Source organism: Propionivibrio soli (assembly GCF_025770765.1).
GTDB lineage: Bacteria > Pseudomonadota > Gammaproteobacteria > Burkholderiales > Rhodocyclaceae > Propionivibrio > Propionivibrio soli.
Genome location: NZ_JANZKY010000001.1, coordinates 135,951 through 155,119, shown reverse-complemented (window position 1 = coordinate 155,119; position 19,169 = coordinate 135,951). Strand labels below are relative to the sequence as shown.

Genomic DNA, 19,169 nt, shown 5'->3' with positions numbered 1-19,169 from the left:
GGCTCGCAGACTCGAGGTGACGGCCCTGGCGCTGGCACGAGGGCGACGTGGGCATGCTGCGCGCGTGGCATAAGTTCCGACTGCCTGATAGATTACGGCCCCTGGAGGTTGCCATGATGTACATACGTTGTTTCTTGCTTGCCGCGTTGCTGCTCGGTTCCATAGCGCGTGCCGAGACGTCCACGCCGGAAGCGGTTCCTGTGCCGCAAACAAAGGAGGAGGCCGACGCGCAGCGCGCCCGAGCCTCGCAGATGAAGCACGAGGCCGATCAGCGCTTCGCCGCCGAGCAGGACGCGTGCTACGACAAGTTTCTGGTCAACGATTGCCTTGCTGACGCCAAGAAGCGTCATACACAGGCGACGATCGAGGCGCGCAAACTTGACGCGCCGGCGCGCGATTTCCTGCGTGAGGCGCGACGGGCCGAACTTGACGCCGAGGATGTGCAGCGCCAAGCCGACCGCGTGAAACGTGACGCAGACCAGCAGGAAAAGGCCGAGGCGTTTCGCATTCGAGAAGCCGAAAAAGCGACGGAGCGCGAAAAGAAGATTGCCGACAAGGAAGCCAAGGCGGTGAAAGGGCGCGAGCAGGCGGCTGCCGAGGAAGCCAAGCGTCAGGCAAAGCTGGAGAAGCGTGCCAAAGATGACGCCAAGCGCGCCGAGAAGCGCGCGAAGGAAGAAGCCAAACGGGCAGAAAAGGAAGCGGCCCGCGCGGAAGCGTCGTCAAAGAAGGAAAGCGCAACGACGACGCCCGCTCCTTGACAGTTTTGGCGAAGCGAGAAAGAGCGTTCCCGTGCCGAGATGTGATCGCACGCCGGTAAGCGATCCGTCCGGATGGTTGTGCTCTCCTGGGCGGAAATGCCGGTGTTTCTTATCTGATGAAGATCAGGCGCTCTTTTCCGCAGGGCGCGGGAGAAAGCGGATGTCGCCGGACTTTTCCGGATACAGGCCCTTCTTGTCGGCGTAGTAAGCGCGCAGCAATGCGAGGTCCGCTTCCTCGTTGCCGATGAGTTTGATCCAGCGCTCGACGCCGACGCGCTTTGTGCCGTAATCGATGAAACCGAGCCCCAGCGGTGCGTCGGCGGCCAGGGCAAGGCGATAGAAACCCGATTTCCAGTGGTCGGTTTTGGAACGCGTTCCTTCCGGCGTGATCGCGATGTGGAAGGTCGGCTCGCGGCGCAGGGCTTCGGCGAGCTGGGCGATCATCCCGGTGCGCTCGCGCCGATTGATCGGTACGCCACCCAAGCGCAGAAAGAAACCGCGTAGCGGCCAACGGAAGAGGGTGTCTTTGCCTGCCCAATGCAAGAAGACGCCATGCTTCACGCGGCACAGTACGCCGAGTACGAAGTCCCAGTTCGAGGTGTGTGGATAGACGACGATCACCGATTTCGGCCCCGGCGGCATTTCGAACACCGAATGCCAGCCGACGAGTCGCAGCGTCATTGAAGCGAGCGAACGCAGCATATTGAGCCTTACTCGATACCCTGGCTGGCGAGGTATTCCTCGTAGTTGCCGAGGTAGTTGACGATCGTGCCGTCAAGCCGGATTTCGAGAACCCGCGTCGCCAGCGATGAAACGAATTCGCGGTCGTGCGAGACGAATACCAGCGTTCCCTTGTACTTTTCAAGGGCCGTATTCAGCGACTCGATCGATTCCATGTCGAGGTGGTTCGTCGGTTCGTCGAGAACGAGCACGTTGTTTCGGGTAAGCATCAGACGGCCGAAGATCATCCGTCCCTGTTCGCCGCCCGAGATCACGCGCACAGGCTTCCTGACTTCATCGCCCGAGAAGAGGAGGCGCCCCAGCGTGCCGCGGATCAGCGTTTCGAGGTCCTCGCCTTCGGCGGCGTTCGCGCGGGCATAACCACCGATCCATTCGGTCAGGCTCTCGTCGCTCTTGAATTCGTCGGCGTGATCTTGCGCGTAGTAGCCGACCCGCGCTTTTTCGGCCCATTTGACGTTGCCGGAGAGCGGCTTGAGCTCGCCCATCAGCAGTTTGAGCAACGTCGATTTGCCGACGCCGTTTTCTCCGATCACCGCCAGCCGGTCACCTGCATTGAGCGTGAGATCGAACTTGTCGAAGAGGCGGCGTTCGCTGCCGGGATAGGCAAACGACAGGCTCTCGATTTCCAGCGCCTGACGGTGCAGCTTTTCCTTCTCGTCGTACTCGAAGCGAATCCACGGGTACTGCCGCGAGGACGGCTTGATGTCTTCGGGCTTCAGCTTGTCGATCAGCTTCATGCGCGACGTCGCTTGGCGAGCCTTCGACTTGTTGGCCGAGAAGCGGCGCACGAATTCCTGCAGCTCGGCGATGCGTTCCTTGGCGCGGGCGTTCGCGGCCTGTTGCTGCTGGCGTGCCTGCGACGACGCTTCCATGAAATCGTCGTAGTTGCCCGGATACACGGTGATCTTGCCGTAGTCCAGGTCGGCCATGTGCGTGCACACCTGATTCAGGAAGTGCCGGTCGTGCGAGATGATGATCATCGTGCTGTTGCGCTCGTTGAGCACGTTTTCGAGCCAGCGGATCGTGCCGATGTCGAGGTTGTTGGTGGGCTCGTCGAGTAGCAGGATGTCCGGGTCGGCGAACAGCGCCTGCGTGAGCAGCACGCGCAGCTTCCAACCGGGCGCCACCTCGCTCATCGGCCCGTAGTGCTTGTCGGCCGGGATACCGACGCCGAGCAACAGCTCGCCTGCGCGGGCTTCCGCCGTATAGCCGCCGAATTCGGCAAAGTGATGCTCCAGTTCGGCGGCATGCAGGTAGTCTTCCTCCGTGGCCTCGGGATTGGCGTAGATCGCGTCCTTCTCCTGCATGCACGACCACATCTCCTGGTGTCCCATCATCACCACGTCGATGACGCGTTGTTCCTCGTAGGCGAACTGATCCTGGCGCAGGTACGCCATGCGTTCGTGCGCGTCCTTCGAAATGTTGCCGGCCGTTGCCTCGAGCTCGCCGGCGACGATCTTCATGAAGGTGGACTTGCCGGAGCCATTGGCGCCGATCAGACCGTAGCGGTAACCCTCGCCGAACTTGACGGAGACGTTTTCGAACAGGGGCTTGGCCCCGAACTGCATGGTGATGTTGGCGGCGACGAGCACTCGATTACCTCTTAAGAAAACGGCAAAGCCGTTGATGGCTCGGGTGAGGAAAGCGCCAAAGCCATTGATTTTGCAAAGCCCGCTATTGTAGCCGAGGTGTTACGGCGTGTCGCCCGGCGGACACTCAAAGGCAACCGTGAGCTGTTCTCCACCGGCGCATCGGCATGGGACTCTCTTGCTCGCTGCATTCCAGGCGCCGCTATTCGTTGATAGAAAAAAACGATAACAAAGACAAAAACAATCAATTGGATTAATTGAGCTGGCATCCCTAACATTCTCCCTGTCGCAACGATCTTTCAACCCAAACGCAAGGAGAATCAAATGAAATCACTGATCAACAGCGAAGTCCTCCCGTTCAAAGCCACGGCTTACCATAACGGCAAATTCGTCGATGTTTCCGACGCCGATCTGCGCGGCAAGTGGTCCGTCGTTTTCTTCTACCCCGCCGACTTCACCTTCGTCTGCCCGACCGAACTCGGCGACCTGGCGGACAATTACGCCGAATTCAAGAAGCTCGGCGTTGAAATCTACAGCGTGTCCACCGATACGCACTTCACGCACAAGGCTTGGCACGACACTTCGGACACGATCAAGAACATCGAGTACGTGATGGTCGGCGACCCGACGGGCGCGATCAGCCGCAACTTCGGTGTGATGATCGAAGAAGCGGGCCTGGCCGATCGCGGGACGTTCGTCATCGACCCGCAGGGCAAGATCCAGATCATCGAAATCAACGCCGGCGGCATCGGTCGGGACGCCAGCGAACTGCTGCGCAAGGTGAAGGCCGCTCAATACGTTGCTTCCCACCCGGGTGAAGTCTGCCCGGCCAAGTGGAAGGAAGGCGAGGCCACGCTGGCTCCGTCGCTTGACCTCGTCGGCAAGATCTAACCGACGCCGCCGAATCCGGGCGGGGGCTTTTGCCGGAACGAACGTTTCCGGCAAGCGGTTCCCGCCGCAACAAACTGCACTACCCGTACTACCGCGCACCACCTATTTTCAAAGGGAGAACGAAATGCTCGACGCAACCATCAAGGGCCAACTCAAGAGCTACCTTGAGCGCCTCGAACAATCCATTGAACTTGTCGCCTCGGTGGCCGACGATGCCAAATCGCAGGAAACTCTAGGCCTGCTCAGTGACATCGCTCAGGTTTCGGCAAAGGTGAGCGTCCGCTTCGATGGCACTGATGCACGTCGTCCGTCGTTCTCCGTTGGCCGACCCGGCGAAGGAGCACGCATTCGCTTCGCCGGCCTCCCGATGGGACACGAATTCACGTCACTGGTTCTCGCGTTGTTGCAGACGAGCGGATACCCGCCCAAGGTGGAACCGCAGGTGATCGAACAGATTCGCTCGCTCCCCGGAAAATTCCATTTCGAGACCTTCGTTTCCCTGTCGTGCCACAACTGCCCGGATGTGGTTCAGGCGCTCAACCTGATGTCGGCGCTCAACCCGAATATCAGCCACACGATGATCGACGGCGCGCTGTTCCAAAGCGAAGTGGACGCGCGCAAAGTGATGGCCGTGCCGACCGTGTTCCTGAACGGCGAACCGTTTGGCCAGGGGCGGATGACGCTCGAGGAAATCGTCGCCAAGATCGATACCGGCGCCGCGCAGCGCGAGGCGGAAAAACTCGCGTCCAAGTCGGCGTTCGATGTCCTCGTCATTGGCGGCGGCCCGGCGGGCGCGGCCGCCGCCATCTACGCAGCGCGCAAGGGGGTACGCACCGGTGTCGTCGCCGAGCGATTTGGCGGCCAGGTCCTTGATACGCTGGGCATCGAGAACTTCATCTCGGTCAAGGCGACCGAAGGTCCGCGTCTTGCGGCTGGGCTCGAACAGCACGTCCGTGACTACGATGTCGACATCATGAATCTGCAGCGTGCGGAAGCGCTGACCGTCGGCGGCGACGGCCTGACGCACGTGCGTCTGGCGAGCGGAGCCGAGCTGAAGAGCCGGACCGTCGTCCTTTCGACCGGCGCGCGCTGGCGCGAGATGAACGTTCCGGGCGAAAAGGAGTATCGCGGGCGCGGCGTCGCCTACTGCCCGCACTGCGATGGGCCCCTGTTCAAAGGCAAGCGCGTGGCCGTCATCGGTGGCGGCAACTCGGGCGTCGAAGCGGCCATCGATCTCGCCGGTATCGTCAGCCAGGTGACGCTGATCGAGTTCGATACGGCGTTGCGCGCCGACGCGGTACTGCAGAAGAAGCTGTTCAGTCTGCCGAACGCGACGGTGATCACGCACGCGCAGACGCAGGAAGTCCTTGGCGATGGCGAGAAGGTGAAGGGCCTCGTCTACAAGGAGCGGGCAACCGGCGACCTGCGCACGCTCGAGCTCGAAGGCATCTTCGTGCAGATCGGTCTGTTGCCCAACACCGACTGGTTGAAAGGCACGCTATCGCTTTCGCCGCGCGGCGAGATAGAGGTGGATGTTCGCGGCAGCACTTCGCTGCCCGGTGTGTTCGCCGCCGGAGACTGCACGACGACGCCGTACAAGCAAATCATCATCGCCATGGGCGAGGGCGCCAAGGCTTCGCTTTCAGCCTTCGATCATCTGATCCGCACGTCAGTGCCGGCCTGATCGGCCAGGCGCGGTAATGAAAGGGCCAGGAAGAATCTCCTGGCCTTTCGTTTTCATTGTGACCGAGCCGGTAGTTTGGCCAGAGATATGCCTTCCTATCCCGAATGAGCGGTTTGCCGAGCTTTACCCATGGTCGAAGGTTACCTTCGACGTCATCACGGTAACGGCTGATCCGGATATCAGCACCCGATCGCCTAGCAATTCGCACCGGAGGTCGCCGCCGCGTTTCGAAACCTGTTTCGCCGCGAACGAAGTTTTGCCCAGCCGTGCGGCCCAATAGGGCACCAGCTTGCAGTGCGCGGATCCTGTCACGGGATCTTCGGGAACGCCCATCTTCGGCGCGAAGAAGCGGCTTACGAAATCGACTGTCTTCCCCGGCGCCGTGACGATGAGGCCGCGCAGGTCGAGTTGCCTGACCAGGGAGTGATCCGGTGTCATCGTTCGCACGATGTCCTCGTCGTCGAAAACGGCGAGGTAAACGTCCGCGCGCAGGACTTCGCTTGGCTTCGCACCGAGCGCTTGCACTAGTGTGCCCGGTGTGGGGCAGGGTGTTACCGGGATCGCGGGGAAGTCCATTTCGAGCCGCGCGCCGCGACGACGCACATGTAGGTCGCCGCTGCGTGTTTCGAAGGTGATCGATTCGCCGGCGTAGCCAAGCCGCTCGAAAAGAATGTGCGCCGTGGCGAGCGTTGCGTGCCCGCACAAATCGACTTCGCTGCCCGGCGTGAACCAACGCAGGTGGAATCCTTTGGCGCTGGGGACGAAGAACGCGGTTTCCGAGAGGTTGTTTTCCTCGGCGATCGCTTGCAGCACGCGGTCGTCGAGCCATGACGAGAGCGGGCAGACGGCGGCCGGGTTGCCGGCAAAGGCGCGCTCGGCGAAGGCGTCAACCTGATACTGATCAAGCGAGATCATGGGCCGTCTCCCGTTCTGTTTTCAACTTGCGGCGGCGCGGCGCGCGGCGTAAACCTGCAGGTGCGAGTAGGCTAGGGCGAGCGACGGGGCCGCTACGCCTTTTGCCTTCGCACGGTTATGCATGTCACCAAGAATGTGGTCGGCCTCGGTCGGACCACCGCGTTCGACGTCGCGCAGCATTGAGGCGATCAGTGCGGAACCGCGCTCCGTAAGCTGTTTATGGAACAGCGCCGCCTGCGCCTCGGGCGTTGGGAAGCCGCTGGCTGCGGCAACGGAGGCACATTCCTCGAACAGAGCCGTAACGAACGGCTCGCCGGCCGCCGAAGCCACGATGTCGCCCACGCTACCGCGAAAGAGGCAGGTCGCGCCGGCCAGCGTGGTCAGGAAGACGAACTTGTTCCACATGGCCTGCTCGATCGCGTCCGAGAGCACGAAATCGAATCTTGCCGAGGCAGCGACCTGCGCGAGTTCGGCCAGCCAAGGTGATGAAACGCCACCGCGAGCACCGGCGGTGAACCGGTGCATCGGATTGAGATGCCGAATCTCGCCTTCGGCACCGAGTGTCACCGAAATCTGCGCCACGCCTCCGAGTACATGCGTGGCCCCGAAGCGTTGATCGAGCAGTTCCATGTGGCGGATGCCGTTGAGCAGCGGCAGAATCACCGACCGCTCACCGATGGCAGGCGCGATGGCGTCCATGGCCGATTCGAGATCGTACGCCTTGCAGGAGAGGACGATGAGATCGAACGGCTCGCGCAACTCCTCCCGCGTGAGCACCTTCGGGGTTACCGTCACGTCGCCGAACGAACTGAAGACGGCGAGACCGCCTTTCCTCAGTTGCGCGGCTCGCGGCGTGCGGACGAGAAAGGTGACGTCCGCGCCGGCTTCCTGCAGCCGGGCTCCGAAATATCCGCCGATTCCGCCAGCACCCAAGACAAGAATTCGCATGTTCGTTCTCCGCTCTCGAAGTGAAATCGAAACCCGTAACTTTACTCCGTTTGCCGGCTCGTAACCCCCGGGGCAGCCCAGTATTCCGTTATCTGGCCGCGTCCCGCGATGCCTCCGCTGCAACGGCGTTCAAGGGTATACTCGGGTGTTTTGCGACCACGTGGCGATCGACCGACTCAAGATGCCTTCAACCCTCGCGGAACCCGAAGACCGGGAATACGGGATTGCGGCTCTCGGCCAGATTTTTACGCCGCCCGCCATCGTCGACTGCATGTGCCGCCTAGTGCGCAATCAAGGCCGTGTACTTGAGCCCGCGTGCGGCGACGGCGCGTTTTTCGCGCGTTTTCCGGGGGCTCTCGGCATCGAAATCGACCCGCGGCATGCGCCGCCTGGTGCCGAAGTCATGGATTTTTTTGAACTCGCCGACGACGAGTTTTTTGCCACGATTATCGGCAACCCGCCCTATGTCCGCTACCAGGACATTTCATCCGGTACCCGCCGCCTCGCTGGGGAGACGGTTCTCGACGGGCGTGCCAACCTGTACCTCTTTTTCATCGAGAAGTGCCTGCGCCACCTGGAGCCGGGCGGAGAGCTCATTTTCATTACCCCACGCGACCTCCTGAAGGCTACGTCGGCGGTACCGCTCAACCGCCTGCTCTTCGCCCAGGGAACGATCACCGATTTCATCGACCTCGGTGACGTGCATCTGTTCGACGGTGCGACGCCCAATTGCGCGATCTGGCGCTTCGAGCTCGGCAATACTTCCCGCTGCACGCGTTATGCCGCGCTGAGCACGGCCTCGGGCGCGACGAGCCTGGAAAATCCGCCATGGGAAGAGCGCCTCTTCATCGAAAGCGGGGGGCACCTGCTCTTTTCTCGGCATGACTACCCGCTGCGCCTTTCAGATATCGCTTTCGTCAAGGTGGGAGCCGTGTCCGGTGCCGACGAGGTTTATACGAGCAGCGAATTTGGCAATCGCGATTTCGTTTGCTCCACGACCGCGGCTGACGGCAAAACGCGGCGAATGATCTGGTGCCCACCGGGCGAGCCACCGCCGGAAGCTTTGCTGCCTCACAAGGCACGCCTGATCGCGCGGCGCATCCGCCGCTTCGACGAATCGAACTGGTGGCAGTGGGGTCGCAGCTATTTCCAGTCCGAGCAGCCGCGCATCTACGTGAACGGCAAGACGCGTCGGGCGCGGCCATTTTTCGTGCATGACTGCCCCCACTACGATGGCTCCGTATTGGCTATCTTTCCCCACGATCCTGAGGTGGACGTGCGGCGGCTAGCCGACGCATTGAATGAAGCAGACTGGGGCGATCTCGGCTTCATCTGCGATGGACGTTTTCTTTTCACGCAACGCAGCCTGGAACAGGCGCCGCTGCCGACCTCCTTCCGCGTGTTCGCTCAGGGCGCCGGTGTAACATGGTGGGAGAAGCTCAAGAAACTGTTTTGAGCGGCGCGCGTCCTACCCCCGAACTCGATCGGAGATAGTCATGGTTCCTCGTCTTACTACCGCCCTCACTGGGCCGCTGCTCGCCCTTGAGGCTAAGTTTCTCGATTCCGCGCCTGCCATCGAACGCTGGTTGCGGGGCAAATGGCAGGAGCACACGCCACCCTTCTACGGGTCGGTCGACCTGCGTAACTCCGGCGTCAAGCTCGCGCCTGTCGACATGAACCTCTTTCCGGGCGGCTTCAACAACCTCAATTCGGCGTTTCTGCCGCTTTGCGTGCAGGCGGCGATGAGCGCGATCGACAAGATCTGCCCGAACGCCAAGAGTCTGCTGCTGATTCCCGAGAACCACACGCGCAACACGTTCTACCTGCAGAACGTTGCGCAATTGGTCAAGATCTTGCAGCTGACCGGGCTCGACGTTCGCCTCGGTACGCTGATTCCCGAAATCGACCGTCCGACGGAGGTCGATTTGCCGAATGGCGCCAAGCTGGTTCTCGAGCCGCTTGTGCGCACCAAGTACCGGTTGGGGCTCAACGGCTTCGACCCGTGCGCCATCCTGCTCAACAACGACCTTTCGGCGGGTATCCCGGAAATCCTGCAAAACCTCAACGAACAGTTCGTCCTCCCGCCTCTGCATGCCGGCTGGGCTGTGCGGCGCAAATCGAACCATTTCACCGCTTACGACGAGGTGGCCGATGAGTTCGCCAAGCTGGTCGGCATCGATCCGTGGCAGATCAACCCGTACTTCTCCGTGTGCAGCAGCGTGAATTTCCATGAGCGACAAGGCGAGGAGTGCCTGGCTTCCAACGTCGACGCGGTCCTGACGTTGATCCGCGAGAAGTACAAGGAATACGGCATTGAGGAAACACCCTACGTGGTCGTCAAGGCAGATGCCGGGACCTACGGCATGGGCGTCATGACCGTAAAGAGCGCCGCTGAGGTGATCGGTCTGAACCGCAAACAGCGCAATAAGATGTCGGTCATCAAGGAAGGTCTCGAGGTCTCGCAGGTAATCATCCAGGAAGGGGTGCATACGCACGAACGAGTCAGCGACGGCGTTGCCGAGCCGGTTGTCTATATGATCGACCGTTACGTGGTCGGGGGCTTCTATCGGGTGCATTCGGGCCGCGGCGCCGACGAAAACCTCAATGCGCCGGGCATGCATTTCGAGCCGCTGGCGTTCGAGACCAGCTGCTGTTTGCCAGACCAATGCCAGAATCCGGACGCCGCGCCGAATCGCTTCTACGCCTACGGCGTGGTCGCGCGTCTGGCACAACTCGCGGCGTCGCTCGAACTTGAGAATACGGCACCGCCCGAGGACTAGATTCGCTCGGACGCTAATAGGAACACGCTCGTGTCGCCCGCCGACGGCCCGGCCGAGCGCTGACAAGAGGTGCTGGTAAGGCTAGGAACGCGTGGCGAGAAAGCCTCGCAGGTCTTTTCGTGCGATTATTTTGGTTGAACCAACGCTACGGGTATTCAGATGCGCTTTGCCTTCGTTCTCGATCCCCTTGACTCGCTCAAGGCCTACAAGGATTCCAGCGTCGCGATGATGCGCGCCGCCCAAGCTTCCGGACATGCCGTCTGGGCCATCGAACAGTCCGCCATCCACTGGTCGTCGTTGCACGGAGTCTGTGCCGAAGCGGCTCACGTCGTGATGCTCGACGACGATACCGACTGGTTTATGGAGATGGACCGGCATGTCGTTCCCTTGCGTGATTTTGCCGCCATCGTCATGCGCAAGGACCCGCCGTTCGACATCGAGTATGTGACCACGACGTGGCTGCTTTCGCGCGCGGAGGCCGAAGGCGCGCGGGTCTTCAATCGACCGCAAGCCCTGCGCGATTACTCCGAAAAGTTTTCGATCACCGAATTCTCGTCGTTCGCGGTGCCGATGCTCGTTGCCCGTGAAAACGGGGCGATTCAGGATTTCATCGATGTCCAGGGCGACGTCGTCGTCAAACCCCTCGATGGCATGGGCGGCAGTCAGATCTTCCGCGTGCGCCAGAACGATCCGAACCGCAACGTCATCCTCGAAACGCTGACCCACGACGGCACGCGGACCGTCATGGCGCAGCGCTACATCCCGGAGATCAGTGACGGAGACAAGCGCATCCTGATCATTGGTGGCGAGGTGGTGCCGTATTGCCTGGCCCGGATTCCAAAGCCCGGCGAACTGCGCGGCAACCTTGCGGCTGGTGGCAGCGGCGTGGCGCGCGAGCTTACCGCACGCGACCGCGAGATCGCACAAACGCTGGCCCCGGTGCTGGCCGCACGCGGGCTGATGCTCGTCGGCATCGACGTGATTGGCGACTGGCTGACCGAGATTAACGTCACCAGCCCGACGTGCATGGTCGAAATTGCACAGCAGACAGGATTCGACTCGGCGGCAATGTTCGTGAGTACGCTGGAGCGCGAATGCATCGGATCGGTCTAGGCCTCCTCGCTTTCGTCGTTCTTTTCCTCTCCGCGTGCGCCAAGGCGCCGCTCCACCGACAAGAATCCTACGTTTTCGGTACGCGCGTCGAAGTTCTCGTTGCCGGATTAGCCGAGGCCCGCGCGCGGCCGGCGGCGACGGCCGTTCTGCGCGAGTTCGACCGGCTTCATCGTACGTACCATGCGTGGCAGCCCTCCGAGTTGAGCGACGTGAACGCGGCCTTCGCTGCCGGACGCGAGATCGAAGTCAGCCAGGAAATGGCGAACTTCATCGTCGATGCTCAGCGGCTTGCTGCCGCTTCCGATGGCCTCTTCGATCCGGGCATCGGCGGCTTGATTCGCCTGTGGGGCTTCCAATCCGACGATTTCCAGGCGCGCTTGCCTGACACCGCCGCGCTTGAAGCCTGGCGAACGGCGAAGCCGGGGATTGGCGATGTGCGCGTCGAAGGGACGCGAGTGAGCAGCCGCAACAAGGCCGTGGCCATCGATTTCGGCGGCTATCTGAAAGGCGTTGCCCTGGATCGGGCCGTGGCGATCTTGAAAGCACAGGGCGTCAGCAATGCCTTGATCAACATCGGCGGCAATGTGATGGCGATGGGGAACAAGAACGGTGAGCCGTGGCGTGTAGGCATCCAGCATCCGCGCCATCCAGGACCGCTCGCGACCATCGATCTGCGTGATGGTGAGGCCATTGGCACGTCAGGCGACTATCAGCGTTATTTCGAGCTCGACGGCAAGCGCTACTGCCATCTGCTTGATCCCCGGCGGGGTGAGCCCGTAAGCCATACGCAAGCTCTCACAGTCCTCGTCGAAGCTCGCTCTGGCGCCGGGACGCTTTCCGATGCGGGCTCCAAACCGCTTTTCATTGCCGGCCCCGATTGGCCCTCGGCGGCACGAAAAATGGGAATCGACAAGGTGTTGCGGGTCGACGCGGAGGGGCGAATTCAGGTTAGTCAGGCGATGCGCAGCCGTCTTGAGTTCGTCGACGGTGCCGAGAAGCTCGTCCAGCCCTAGGACTAAATGCCCGCGGGGACTTCCGAATCGTTTGGAATCCCTTAGAATGTTGGGAATCCTCCCGGGGGCCACATGATTGGCATTTTGCTCATAACGCACGGCACTTTCGGCGAAAGTCTGATCCAGAACGTCTGCCACGTTCTCAACAAACGCCCGCCCCTCATCGCCCAACTTGGTGTTTCCGCTCAGGACGACCCACTCGACATTCTGCCCATGGCGAAGCGGCTGCTGGAAGAGGTGGATGGCGGCGAAGGCGTGCTTGTTCTGACCGACATTCTGGGCGCGACGCCGGCCAATCTGGCGTTGAAGCTGCTCGTACCTGGGAAGATTGAAGGCGTCGCCGGCGTCAGTCTTCCCATGCTTTTGCGCGCCCTCACATACCGGAAGAATGGGTTGGAAACACTGGTCAAGAAAGCCGTCAGCGGAGGTCACGACGGCGTCATCAACATGCAGCGGCATTAACGTTCTTGCGAATTGAATTACAGGGAATCTCGATGGCTCGTGCTGAAATAGAAATAGCGAACAAACTCGGCCTGCATGCCCGCGCGTCGGCCAAGCTCACTCAACTCGCCGGTTCGTTTGACTCCGACGTATGGATAGAGAAAGGTTCGCGCCGCATCAACGCGAAAAGCATTATGGGCGTGATGATGCTCGCCGCGGGCAAGGGTTCCACGATTGTCGTCGAAACGCAGGGCCACGACGAACAGGCCGCGCTCGATTCCCTTCTCAAACTGATTGCGGACAAATTCGGTGAAGGCGAGTGATCTCTCGATGAGCTTTACCCTGCATGGGCTGGGGGTATCGGGCGGCATTGCGATTGGGCAGGCCCACCTGATATCCCAAGCGACGCTTGAGGTGTCGCATATGGTCATTGCACCTCGGCTGGTCGAGAAGGAGATCGCGAGGTTCGAGGCGGCGATTACGCGGGTGCGGGAAGAGTTCGCGACGATGAAGAACAGCGTCGGGAATTCCCCGGCGGATATCGGCGCCTTCATCGATTTGCACATGATGCTGCTTTCCGACCCGGAACTGTCAGAGGTCCCGAAACAGATCATCCGGGAACGCCGTTGCAACGCCGAATGGGCGCTAGTGCAGCAGATGGAAGTCCTGGTCGCGCAGTTCGAGCAAATCGACGATGTTTATCTACGCGAGCGTAGCTACGATGTCCGCCAGGTCGTCGAACGCGTGGTGCGTGAACTCGTCGGTCGGCCGACGAATCCGTCGTTTAAGAGCGTAAAAGGTATCAAGGGTGAGAACGTCATCCTGGTCGCGCACGACCTATCGCCGTCCGACGTGATGGCGTTCAAGGATCAGCATTTCGCTTCGTTCGTTACCGACGTCGGCGGTGCCACGTCGCATACGGCGATTCTGGCCCGTGGTATGGGTATTCCCGCCATCCTGGGGCTGCACAATGCTCGGCAGCTCATTCGCGACAAGGAAACGCTGATCGTCGACGGCACGCGTGGTGTGCTGATCGTCAATCCGGATGTTCGCGTTCTTGAGGAATACGAGCTCAAGAAGGGGCAGTTCGAGCTCGAACGATCGAAGCTCCGGCTGCTGAAGACCGCGCGGGCGACGACGTTGGATAAGGTCAAGATCGACCTTTTGGCCAACATCGAGGAACCGGAAGACGTAGAAGCTGTGCTAGAAAGCGGCGCGGATGGCGTCGGCCTGTTCCGGACGGAGTTCATCTTTCTCGGGCGCGGCGACATGCCGAGCGAGGATGAGCAATTTGAAGCCTATCGCAAGGCGGTCAAGGGCATGGACGGCCGCCCGATCACGATCCGTACCTTCGATCTGGGCAACGACAAGAACCTGCATTCCGATATTGACGAAGACCGTCGGCGGGATAACCCGGCACTCGGTCTGCGTTCGATCCGATTGTCGTTGAGCGAGCCGAAGACGTTTCAGGCGCAACTGCGGGCCATCCTGCGCGTCTCGAAACTCGGTAAGGTGAAAATACTGATTCCGATGATGTCGCACGCGCATCAGATCGACCAGACGCTGGCCGCGCTGGAACAGGCGAAATCGAGCCTGCGCGGTGAACGCGTGGCATTTGACGAAAACATCGAAATCGGCGGCATGATCGAAGTGCCCGCCGCGGCGCTGGCGGTGGGGATGTTCCTGCGTCGTCTGCATTTTGTTTCGATCGGTACCAACGACCTGATTCAATATACGTTGGCAATCGACCGTAGCGACGAGCAGGTCGCCTACCTTTACGACCCGCTGCACCCGGCCGTATTGATGCTGCTTTCGCATGTAATCAGCAGCGCGGAGAAGGCCAATATTCCGGTGTCGATGTGCGGCGAAATGGCAGGTGATCCCGCGCTTACGCGCTTGCTCCTTGGCATGGGTCTGCGGCAATTCTCGATGTACCCGGCGCAGATTCCGGCCGTGAAGCAGCGCGTCAAACAAAGCGATATTTCGCTTCTCACCCCGGTTGTCCGCCGCATGCTGCGCATGGAAGAGTCGGGCCGGCTCCAGGAGCAGCTCGAACGGCTCAACGCCTTTGTTCCGGGAGTCTACGTCTAGCCGGTTGCCAAGCGGTGGGTGGTGCCGGTTTGACTTTTCGGCAGCCCGGCAGTAACTTCGACTCCCTAGCGCCGATTTGAACGATCAGCTTGCGGGCGCTTAATAAATCCGGCTAAAGCGGCGTCTACCCAGTCCGCTTTGTTATGGCCGACTGGGTTTGTTTTTTTGAAGATACGACGGTGTATGCCTCTCGAAAATTCTGTCGGTGTCGTTGTTCCGCAACGCGTCCGCTTCAATGAGCCGATCGCGCTGAGGAGCGGCGCGTCGCTCCCAAGCTTCGAACTCGTCTACGAAACGTACGGTACGCTGAATGCCGCTCGTTCGAATGCGGTGCTCATTTGCCACGCGCTGTCCGGCGGCCATCACGTGGCTGGAACCTATGCCGACAATCCAAAGAATGTCGGTTGGTGGGACAACCTGGTCGGGCCGGGCAAGCCGCTCGACACGAACCGCTTCTTCGTCGTCGGTGTGAACAATCTGGGCGGATGCTACGGCTCGACTGGCCCGATATCGATCAACCCCGACACCGGCAAGCGTTACGGTGCCGATTTCCCGATGGTCACCGTCGAGGACTGGGTCGCGGCTCAGGCGCGTCTCGCGGATCACCTCGGCATCGACACTTGGGCCGCGGTCATGGGCGGCAGCCTGGGCGGCATGCAGGCGCTCGAATGGTCGTTGCAGTTTCCGGAACGTATCCGGCATGCGCTGGTGATCGCTTCAGCGCCCAAGCTCTCAGCGCAGAACATCGCCTTCAACGAGGTCGCCCGGCAGGCGATCCTCTCGGACCCCGACTTTCACGGTGGTCACTATGCGGAACATGGGGTCGTCCCGGCCAAGGGTCTGCGTTTGGCGCGCATGATCGGGCATATTACCTATCTGTCGGATAGTCAGATGGGCGAAAAGTTCGGACGCCAATTGCGTCACGGGGAGCACAAGTTCAGTTACGACGTGGACTTCGAGGTCGAATCGTACTTGCGTTATCAGGGCGACAAGTTTGCCGGCTTCTTCGACGCCAACACCTACCTGATTACCACCAAGGCGCTCGACTATTTCGATCCCGCCTACAAATACGACGGTGATCTGCCCGCCGCACTGGAGCGTGCGACGGCAAACTTCCTGGTTGTCAGCTTCACGACGGACTGGCGTTTTTCGCCAGCGCGTTCGCGCGAAATCGTTTTTGCCCTCCTGCACAATCGGCGCCACGTCGCCTACGCAGAAATCGATTGCGATGCCGGTCACGATTCCTTCCTGCTTGACGACGCGCATTACCATGCCGTGCTGCGCGCGTACCTGGAGAACATTTCGATATGAACTTCACGCCCAAAGAACGCGAACGGTTCGACTTTGCCGTCATCGCGAACTGGATTCCTCCGGGCGAGCGCGTCCTTGACCTCGGGTGCGGCGATGGCCGCCTATTGCGCTATCTCCGCGAGACCAAAGGTGTCGTCGGGTACGGTGTCGAAATCGACCATCAAAGCGTTCTCGGTTGCATCCGAAATGGCGTGGACGTGATCCAGATCGATATCGAACGGGGCCTCTCCGGTTTCGAAGACCGCTCGTTCAACCACGTGGTTATTTCTCAAGCGCTGCAGGCGATGCATGCCACCGAACGTATCCTGAACGAGATGCTGCGCGTAGCCGAGGAGGCCGTGGTTAGCTTTCCCAACTTTGCTTTCCGCACCAATCGCGAGGCGATCGCCGAGGGGCACATGCCGGTGTCGGAAGACCTACCGTACGAGTGGTACGACACGCCGAACGTCCGTTTCTTCACCATCGCGGATTTTGAAGCGTTGTGCGCACGGCTCGGCATCGAAATCCGCGAGCGACTTGCGTTCGACGAATCCGGCCGGCCGGTGATCGAGGACCCGAATCTTAACGGTAGCCTCGCCTTCTACCGCCTCGGGCGGAAATAGGCGCTGATGTCGCCTGGCCGCATCTACCGCCTGGGAGCGGTGCTCATCATGGGTTTCGCCTCCGGGTTGCCTCTGGCGCTGACCGGGCAGGCCTTGCAGGCGTGGTTGACGGTCGACGGCGTCAATTTTGCGACGATCGGGTTTTTCGGTCTGGTGGGTGTTCCCTACACGTTCAAGTTTCTTTGGGCACCGTTGATGGACCGCTTTGAGCCCCCGTGGTTGGGGCGACGGCGTGGCTGGCTGGTTCTCACGCAGTTGGCGCTTGCGGCGACGCTGTTCGTCATGTCGGAGCTGTCGCCGAGCGCACGCCCGATGCTCTTTGCGCAGTGGGCCGTCCTGCTTGCCTTTCTCTCGGCGTCGCAGGATGTGGTTGTCGACGCGTATCGGGCCGATCTGTTGACCGACAAGGTCGAGCATGGGCCAGGCGCTTCCCTGCATGTGTTCGGTTATCGGTTGGCGATGATCCTTTCGGGCGGCATCGCGCTCATCTGGGCTGACCAATGGCAGTCATGGCCGCGCGTCTACTGGTCCATGGGACTCATCATGGCGGCGACGGCAGCGATCTCTCTGTTTTTGCTGCCGCGCGTGCGCAGTGAATCCCTTCCGCCGACGTCGGATGCAAAGAGCGAGGTGGCCGGTTTTGCCGCCATGGTCGTCGGCGTATTCGCCGGCTACTACATCGCGCGTTTCGTGCTGCAGGTGTTCGGGCTGGAGCCAGAGAGCGCGAATCATTGGGTACAGCTGCTCTTCGTCATGGCCGAGATCGCAGCCGCTGCGCCGCTCGCATGGTGGTTTGCCCGACTGGCACGGTTCGAGACGCTCAACGCGTCCCTGCGAAGCTACTTCGCGCAACCGGGCGCCGCACTGTTTCTTCTGCTGATCGTGCTCTACAAGCTCGGCGACGCCTTTGCCGGCAGCCTGACGACGGCTTTCCTGATCAAGGGCCTCGGGTTCGCTCAGACCGAGGTGGGCATTGCGAACAAGATCATCGGCATCTGGCTCACCATCTTTGGGGCCTTCGCCGGTGGCGCTTTGATGATGCGTCTGCGGCTCTATCGGGCTTTGCTTCTCTTCGGCGTTCTGCAACTCGTATCCAACTTCGGCTTCTACCTGATCGCCGTGCTCGGTAAGGGCGCCTGGGGCAGCGTCGCCGTACCCGCGTTCGACTGGGTGATCGTCTCGCTGCGCGAACCGGCGGCGCTGGATTTTCTGCTCATGGCGGTGGTCGCGGCGGAGAACGTTACCGGTGGCATGGGCACCGTAGCGCTCGTCGCTTTGCTGATGTCGCTCTGCAATCACAAGTTTACGGCGACTCATTACGCGCTGCTCTCCGCACTCGCTGCCGTTGGCCGTATCTACGTGAGCCCTGTGGCCGGGGTGCTAACCGAAAGCATCGGTTGGGAGGCGTTCTACCTTTTCTCTGTGTTGGTGGCTTTGCCCGGGGTACTGATGGTGCGATGGATGCGGCAGCCGCTCCTCGCGCTGGCAGGGACAGCCGAGGCCCGATAACGATATTTCCGAAAGGATGCGTGTTGAACAACACGAATACGGCAGTCAGTGAGCAATTGATCGATGCGGCCCTTCGGCTTTCGGAGGCGGTCGACCGTCTCCATTTTTCACCACCCGTGTCGCACGTCTACAACCCGCTCTCTTATGCCTGGACTCCGCACGAACTCTATCTGCAGCGGTTCGGAGCGAGTCGCAAAAAAGTTGTCTTCCTGGGCATGAACCCGGGGCCGTTTGGGATGGTCCAGTGCGGCGTTCCTTTTGGCGAGATAGCCGCCGTACGTGACTGGATGGGTATTGAGGCGCCTGTCGGCAAGCCGGCGTCGGAGAACCCCAAGCGCCCCATCGAAGGTTTCGCCTGCCCACGTTCCGAGGTGAGCGGTCGCCGCCTTTGGGGATTGTTCGCTCAACGCTTCGGTACGCCGGATGCATTCTTTGCCGAACACTTCGTGGCGAACTACTGCCCGCTCGCGTTCTTCGATCTGGGGCGCAATGTGACTCCCGACAAGCTGCCGGCTTCAGAAACGATACCCCTATATGCGGCTTGCGATGCGCACCTGCGGGACGTTGTATCGGCGGTCCAACCCGATTGGGTTATCGGTGTCGGCGGCTTTGCAGAAACCCGGGCAATCGAAGCGATCGGCCGGGACAAGGTGCGCTTTGGCCGCGTACTGCATCCTAGTCCGGCCAGCCCGGCAGCCAACCGAGGGTGGGCGGAAGCGGCGACCAAACAGCTCGTGGCTCAAGGTGTCTGGCCGGCTTAGCTCCGCAGAATACGAAGAAACA

At 61.0% G+C, this 19,169-nt stretch carries 19 protein-coding genes and 1 riboswitch; of the genes, 14 read left to right on the top strand and 5 right to left on the bottom strand.

The genetic code is table 11. The annotated features are described in order from the left end of the window. The first annotated feature begins 113 nt into the window (after positions 1-113). The gene (locus NZ453_RS00740) at positions 114-758 is read left to right on the top strand and encodes a hypothetical protein (RefSeq protein ID WP_263768353.1); all 645 of its coding nucleotides are present in this window, start codon (positions 114-116) and stop codon (positions 756-758) included. A gap of 123 nt (positions 759-881) precedes the next feature. On the opposite strand, the gene NZ453_RS00735 is transcribed toward NZ453_RS00740, so the two are convergent. From NZ453_RS00735 to NZ453_RS00725, 3 genes are read right to left on the bottom strand one after another with little or no spacing between them, the layout of a single operon-like run. Then, the gene (locus NZ453_RS00735; RefSeq protein WP_263768352.1) at positions 882-1,460 is read right to left on the bottom strand and encodes a 1-acyl-sn-glycerol-3-phosphate acyltransferase; all 579 of its coding nucleotides are present in this window, start codon (positions 1,458-1,460) and stop codon (positions 882-884) included. An 8-nt stretch (positions 1,461-1,468) separates the two neighbouring features. After that, a complete protein-coding gene (locus NZ453_RS00730; RefSeq protein WP_263768351.1) occupies positions 1,469-3,091 on the bottom strand; it encodes an ABC-F family ATPase in 1,623 nt (540 codons plus the stop codon). 11 nt (positions 3,092-3,102) lie between these two features. Beyond that, on the bottom strand, positions 3,103-3,357 hold the full coding sequence (locus tag NZ453_RS00725; RefSeq protein WP_263768350.1) for a hypothetical protein: 255 nt from the start codon (positions 3,355-3,357) through the stop codon (positions 3,103-3,105). A gap of 55 nt (positions 3,358-3,412) precedes the next feature. On the opposite strand from NZ453_RS00725, the gene ahpC reads away from it, so the two are divergent. After that, the gene (gene ahpC, locus NZ453_RS00720; protein WP_263768349.1) at positions 3,413-3,979 is read left to right on the top strand and encodes an alkyl hydroperoxide reductase subunit C; all 567 of its coding nucleotides are present in this window, start codon (positions 3,413-3,415) and stop codon (positions 3,977-3,979) included. Between the two features lie 124 nt (positions 3,980-4,103). Continuing rightward, on the top strand, positions 4,104-5,663 hold the full coding sequence (ahpF, locus tag NZ453_RS00715; protein ID WP_263768348.1) for an alkyl hydroperoxide reductase subunit F: 1,560 nt from the start codon (positions 4,104-4,106) through the stop codon (positions 5,661-5,663). A 123-nt stretch (positions 5,664-5,786) separates the two neighbouring features. On the opposite strand, the gene NZ453_RS00710 is transcribed toward ahpF, so the two are convergent. Further along, on the bottom strand, positions 5,787-6,578 hold the full coding sequence (locus tag NZ453_RS00710; RefSeq protein WP_263768347.1) for a PhzF family phenazine biosynthesis protein: 792 nt from the start codon (positions 6,576-6,578) through the stop codon (positions 5,787-5,789). Positions 6,579-6,599: 21 nt separating this feature from the next. Further along, positions 6,600-7,526 carry a 2-dehydropantoate 2-reductase gene (panE, locus tag NZ453_RS00705; RefSeq protein WP_263768346.1) on the bottom strand — a complete coding sequence of 309 codons (927 nt, stop codon included), beginning with the start codon at positions 7,524-7,526 and terminating at the stop codon, positions 6,600-6,602. 181 nt (positions 7,527-7,707) lie between these two features. On the opposite strand from panE, the gene NZ453_RS00700 reads away from it, so the two are divergent. The 11 genes from NZ453_RS00700 to NZ453_RS00650 all read left to right on the top strand — a co-directional run bounded on the left by NZ453_RS00700 (position 7,708) and on the right by NZ453_RS00650 (position 19,147). After that, positions 7,708-8,982, top strand: a complete 1,275-nt coding sequence (locus NZ453_RS00700) for a class I SAM-dependent methyltransferase (RefSeq protein ID WP_263768345.1) — start codon at positions 7,708-7,710, stop codon at positions 8,980-8,982. A gap of 40 nt (positions 8,983-9,022) precedes the next feature. Next, the gene (gene gshA, locus NZ453_RS00695; RefSeq protein ID WP_263768344.1) at positions 9,023-10,306 is read left to right on the top strand and encodes a glutamate--cysteine ligase; all 1,284 of its coding nucleotides are present in this window, start codon (positions 9,023-9,025) and stop codon (positions 10,304-10,306) included. 159 nt (positions 10,307-10,465) lie between these two features. Then, positions 10,466-11,419, top strand: coding sequence for a glutathione synthase (gene gshB / locus NZ453_RS00690; protein WP_263768343.1), 954 nt, complete (start codon positions 10,466-10,468; stop codon positions 11,417-11,419). Continuing rightward, positions 11,401-12,432, top strand: coding sequence for an FAD:protein FMN transferase (locus NZ453_RS00685; RefSeq protein WP_263768342.1), 1,032 nt, complete (start codon positions 11,401-11,403; stop codon positions 12,430-12,432). Before gshB ends, NZ453_RS00685 begins: the two co-directional genes overlap by 19 nt. A gap of 72 nt (positions 12,433-12,504) precedes the next feature. Continuing rightward, positions 12,505-12,894, top strand: a complete 390-nt coding sequence (locus tag NZ453_RS00680; protein WP_263768341.1) for a PTS sugar transporter subunit IIA — start codon at positions 12,505-12,507, stop codon at positions 12,892-12,894. A 32-nt stretch (positions 12,895-12,926) separates the two neighbouring features. Further along, a complete protein-coding gene (locus tag NZ453_RS00675; protein ID WP_263768340.1) occupies positions 12,927-13,196 on the top strand; it encodes an HPr family phosphocarrier protein in 270 nt (89 codons plus the stop codon). A 7-nt stretch (positions 13,197-13,203) separates the two neighbouring features. Further along, positions 13,204-14,964, top strand: coding sequence for a phosphoenolpyruvate--protein phosphotransferase (gene ptsP, locus NZ453_RS00670; protein ID WP_263768629.1), 1,761 nt, complete (start codon positions 13,204-13,206; stop codon positions 14,962-14,964). Between the two features lie 58 nt (positions 14,965-15,022). Beyond that, positions 15,023-15,101, top strand: a riboswitch (SAM riboswitch). A gap of 46 nt (positions 15,102-15,147) precedes the next feature. Next, positions 15,148-16,275: a homoserine O-succinyltransferase MetX gene (gene metX, locus NZ453_RS00665; RefSeq protein ID WP_263768338.1), complete on the top strand. Its 1,128-nt coding sequence runs from the start codon at positions 15,148-15,150 to the stop codon at positions 16,273-16,275. Beyond that, on the top strand, positions 16,272-16,877 hold the full coding sequence (gene metW / locus NZ453_RS00660; protein ID WP_263768336.1) for a methionine biosynthesis protein MetW: 606 nt from the start codon (positions 16,272-16,274) through the stop codon (positions 16,875-16,877). The genes metX and metW overlap by 4 nt, the downstream gene beginning before the upstream one ends. A 6-nt stretch (positions 16,878-16,883) precedes the next feature. Next, positions 16,884-18,386, top strand: coding sequence for an AmpG family muropeptide MFS transporter (locus NZ453_RS00655; protein ID WP_263768335.1), 1,503 nt, complete (start codon positions 16,884-16,886; stop codon positions 18,384-18,386). A 23-nt stretch (positions 18,387-18,409) separates the two neighbouring features. Next, positions 18,410-19,147, top strand: coding sequence for a uracil-DNA glycosylase family protein (locus tag NZ453_RS00650; RefSeq protein ID WP_263768333.1), 738 nt, complete (start codon positions 18,410-18,412; stop codon positions 19,145-19,147). The last annotated feature ends 22 nt before the right edge of the window (positions 19,148-19,169 follow it).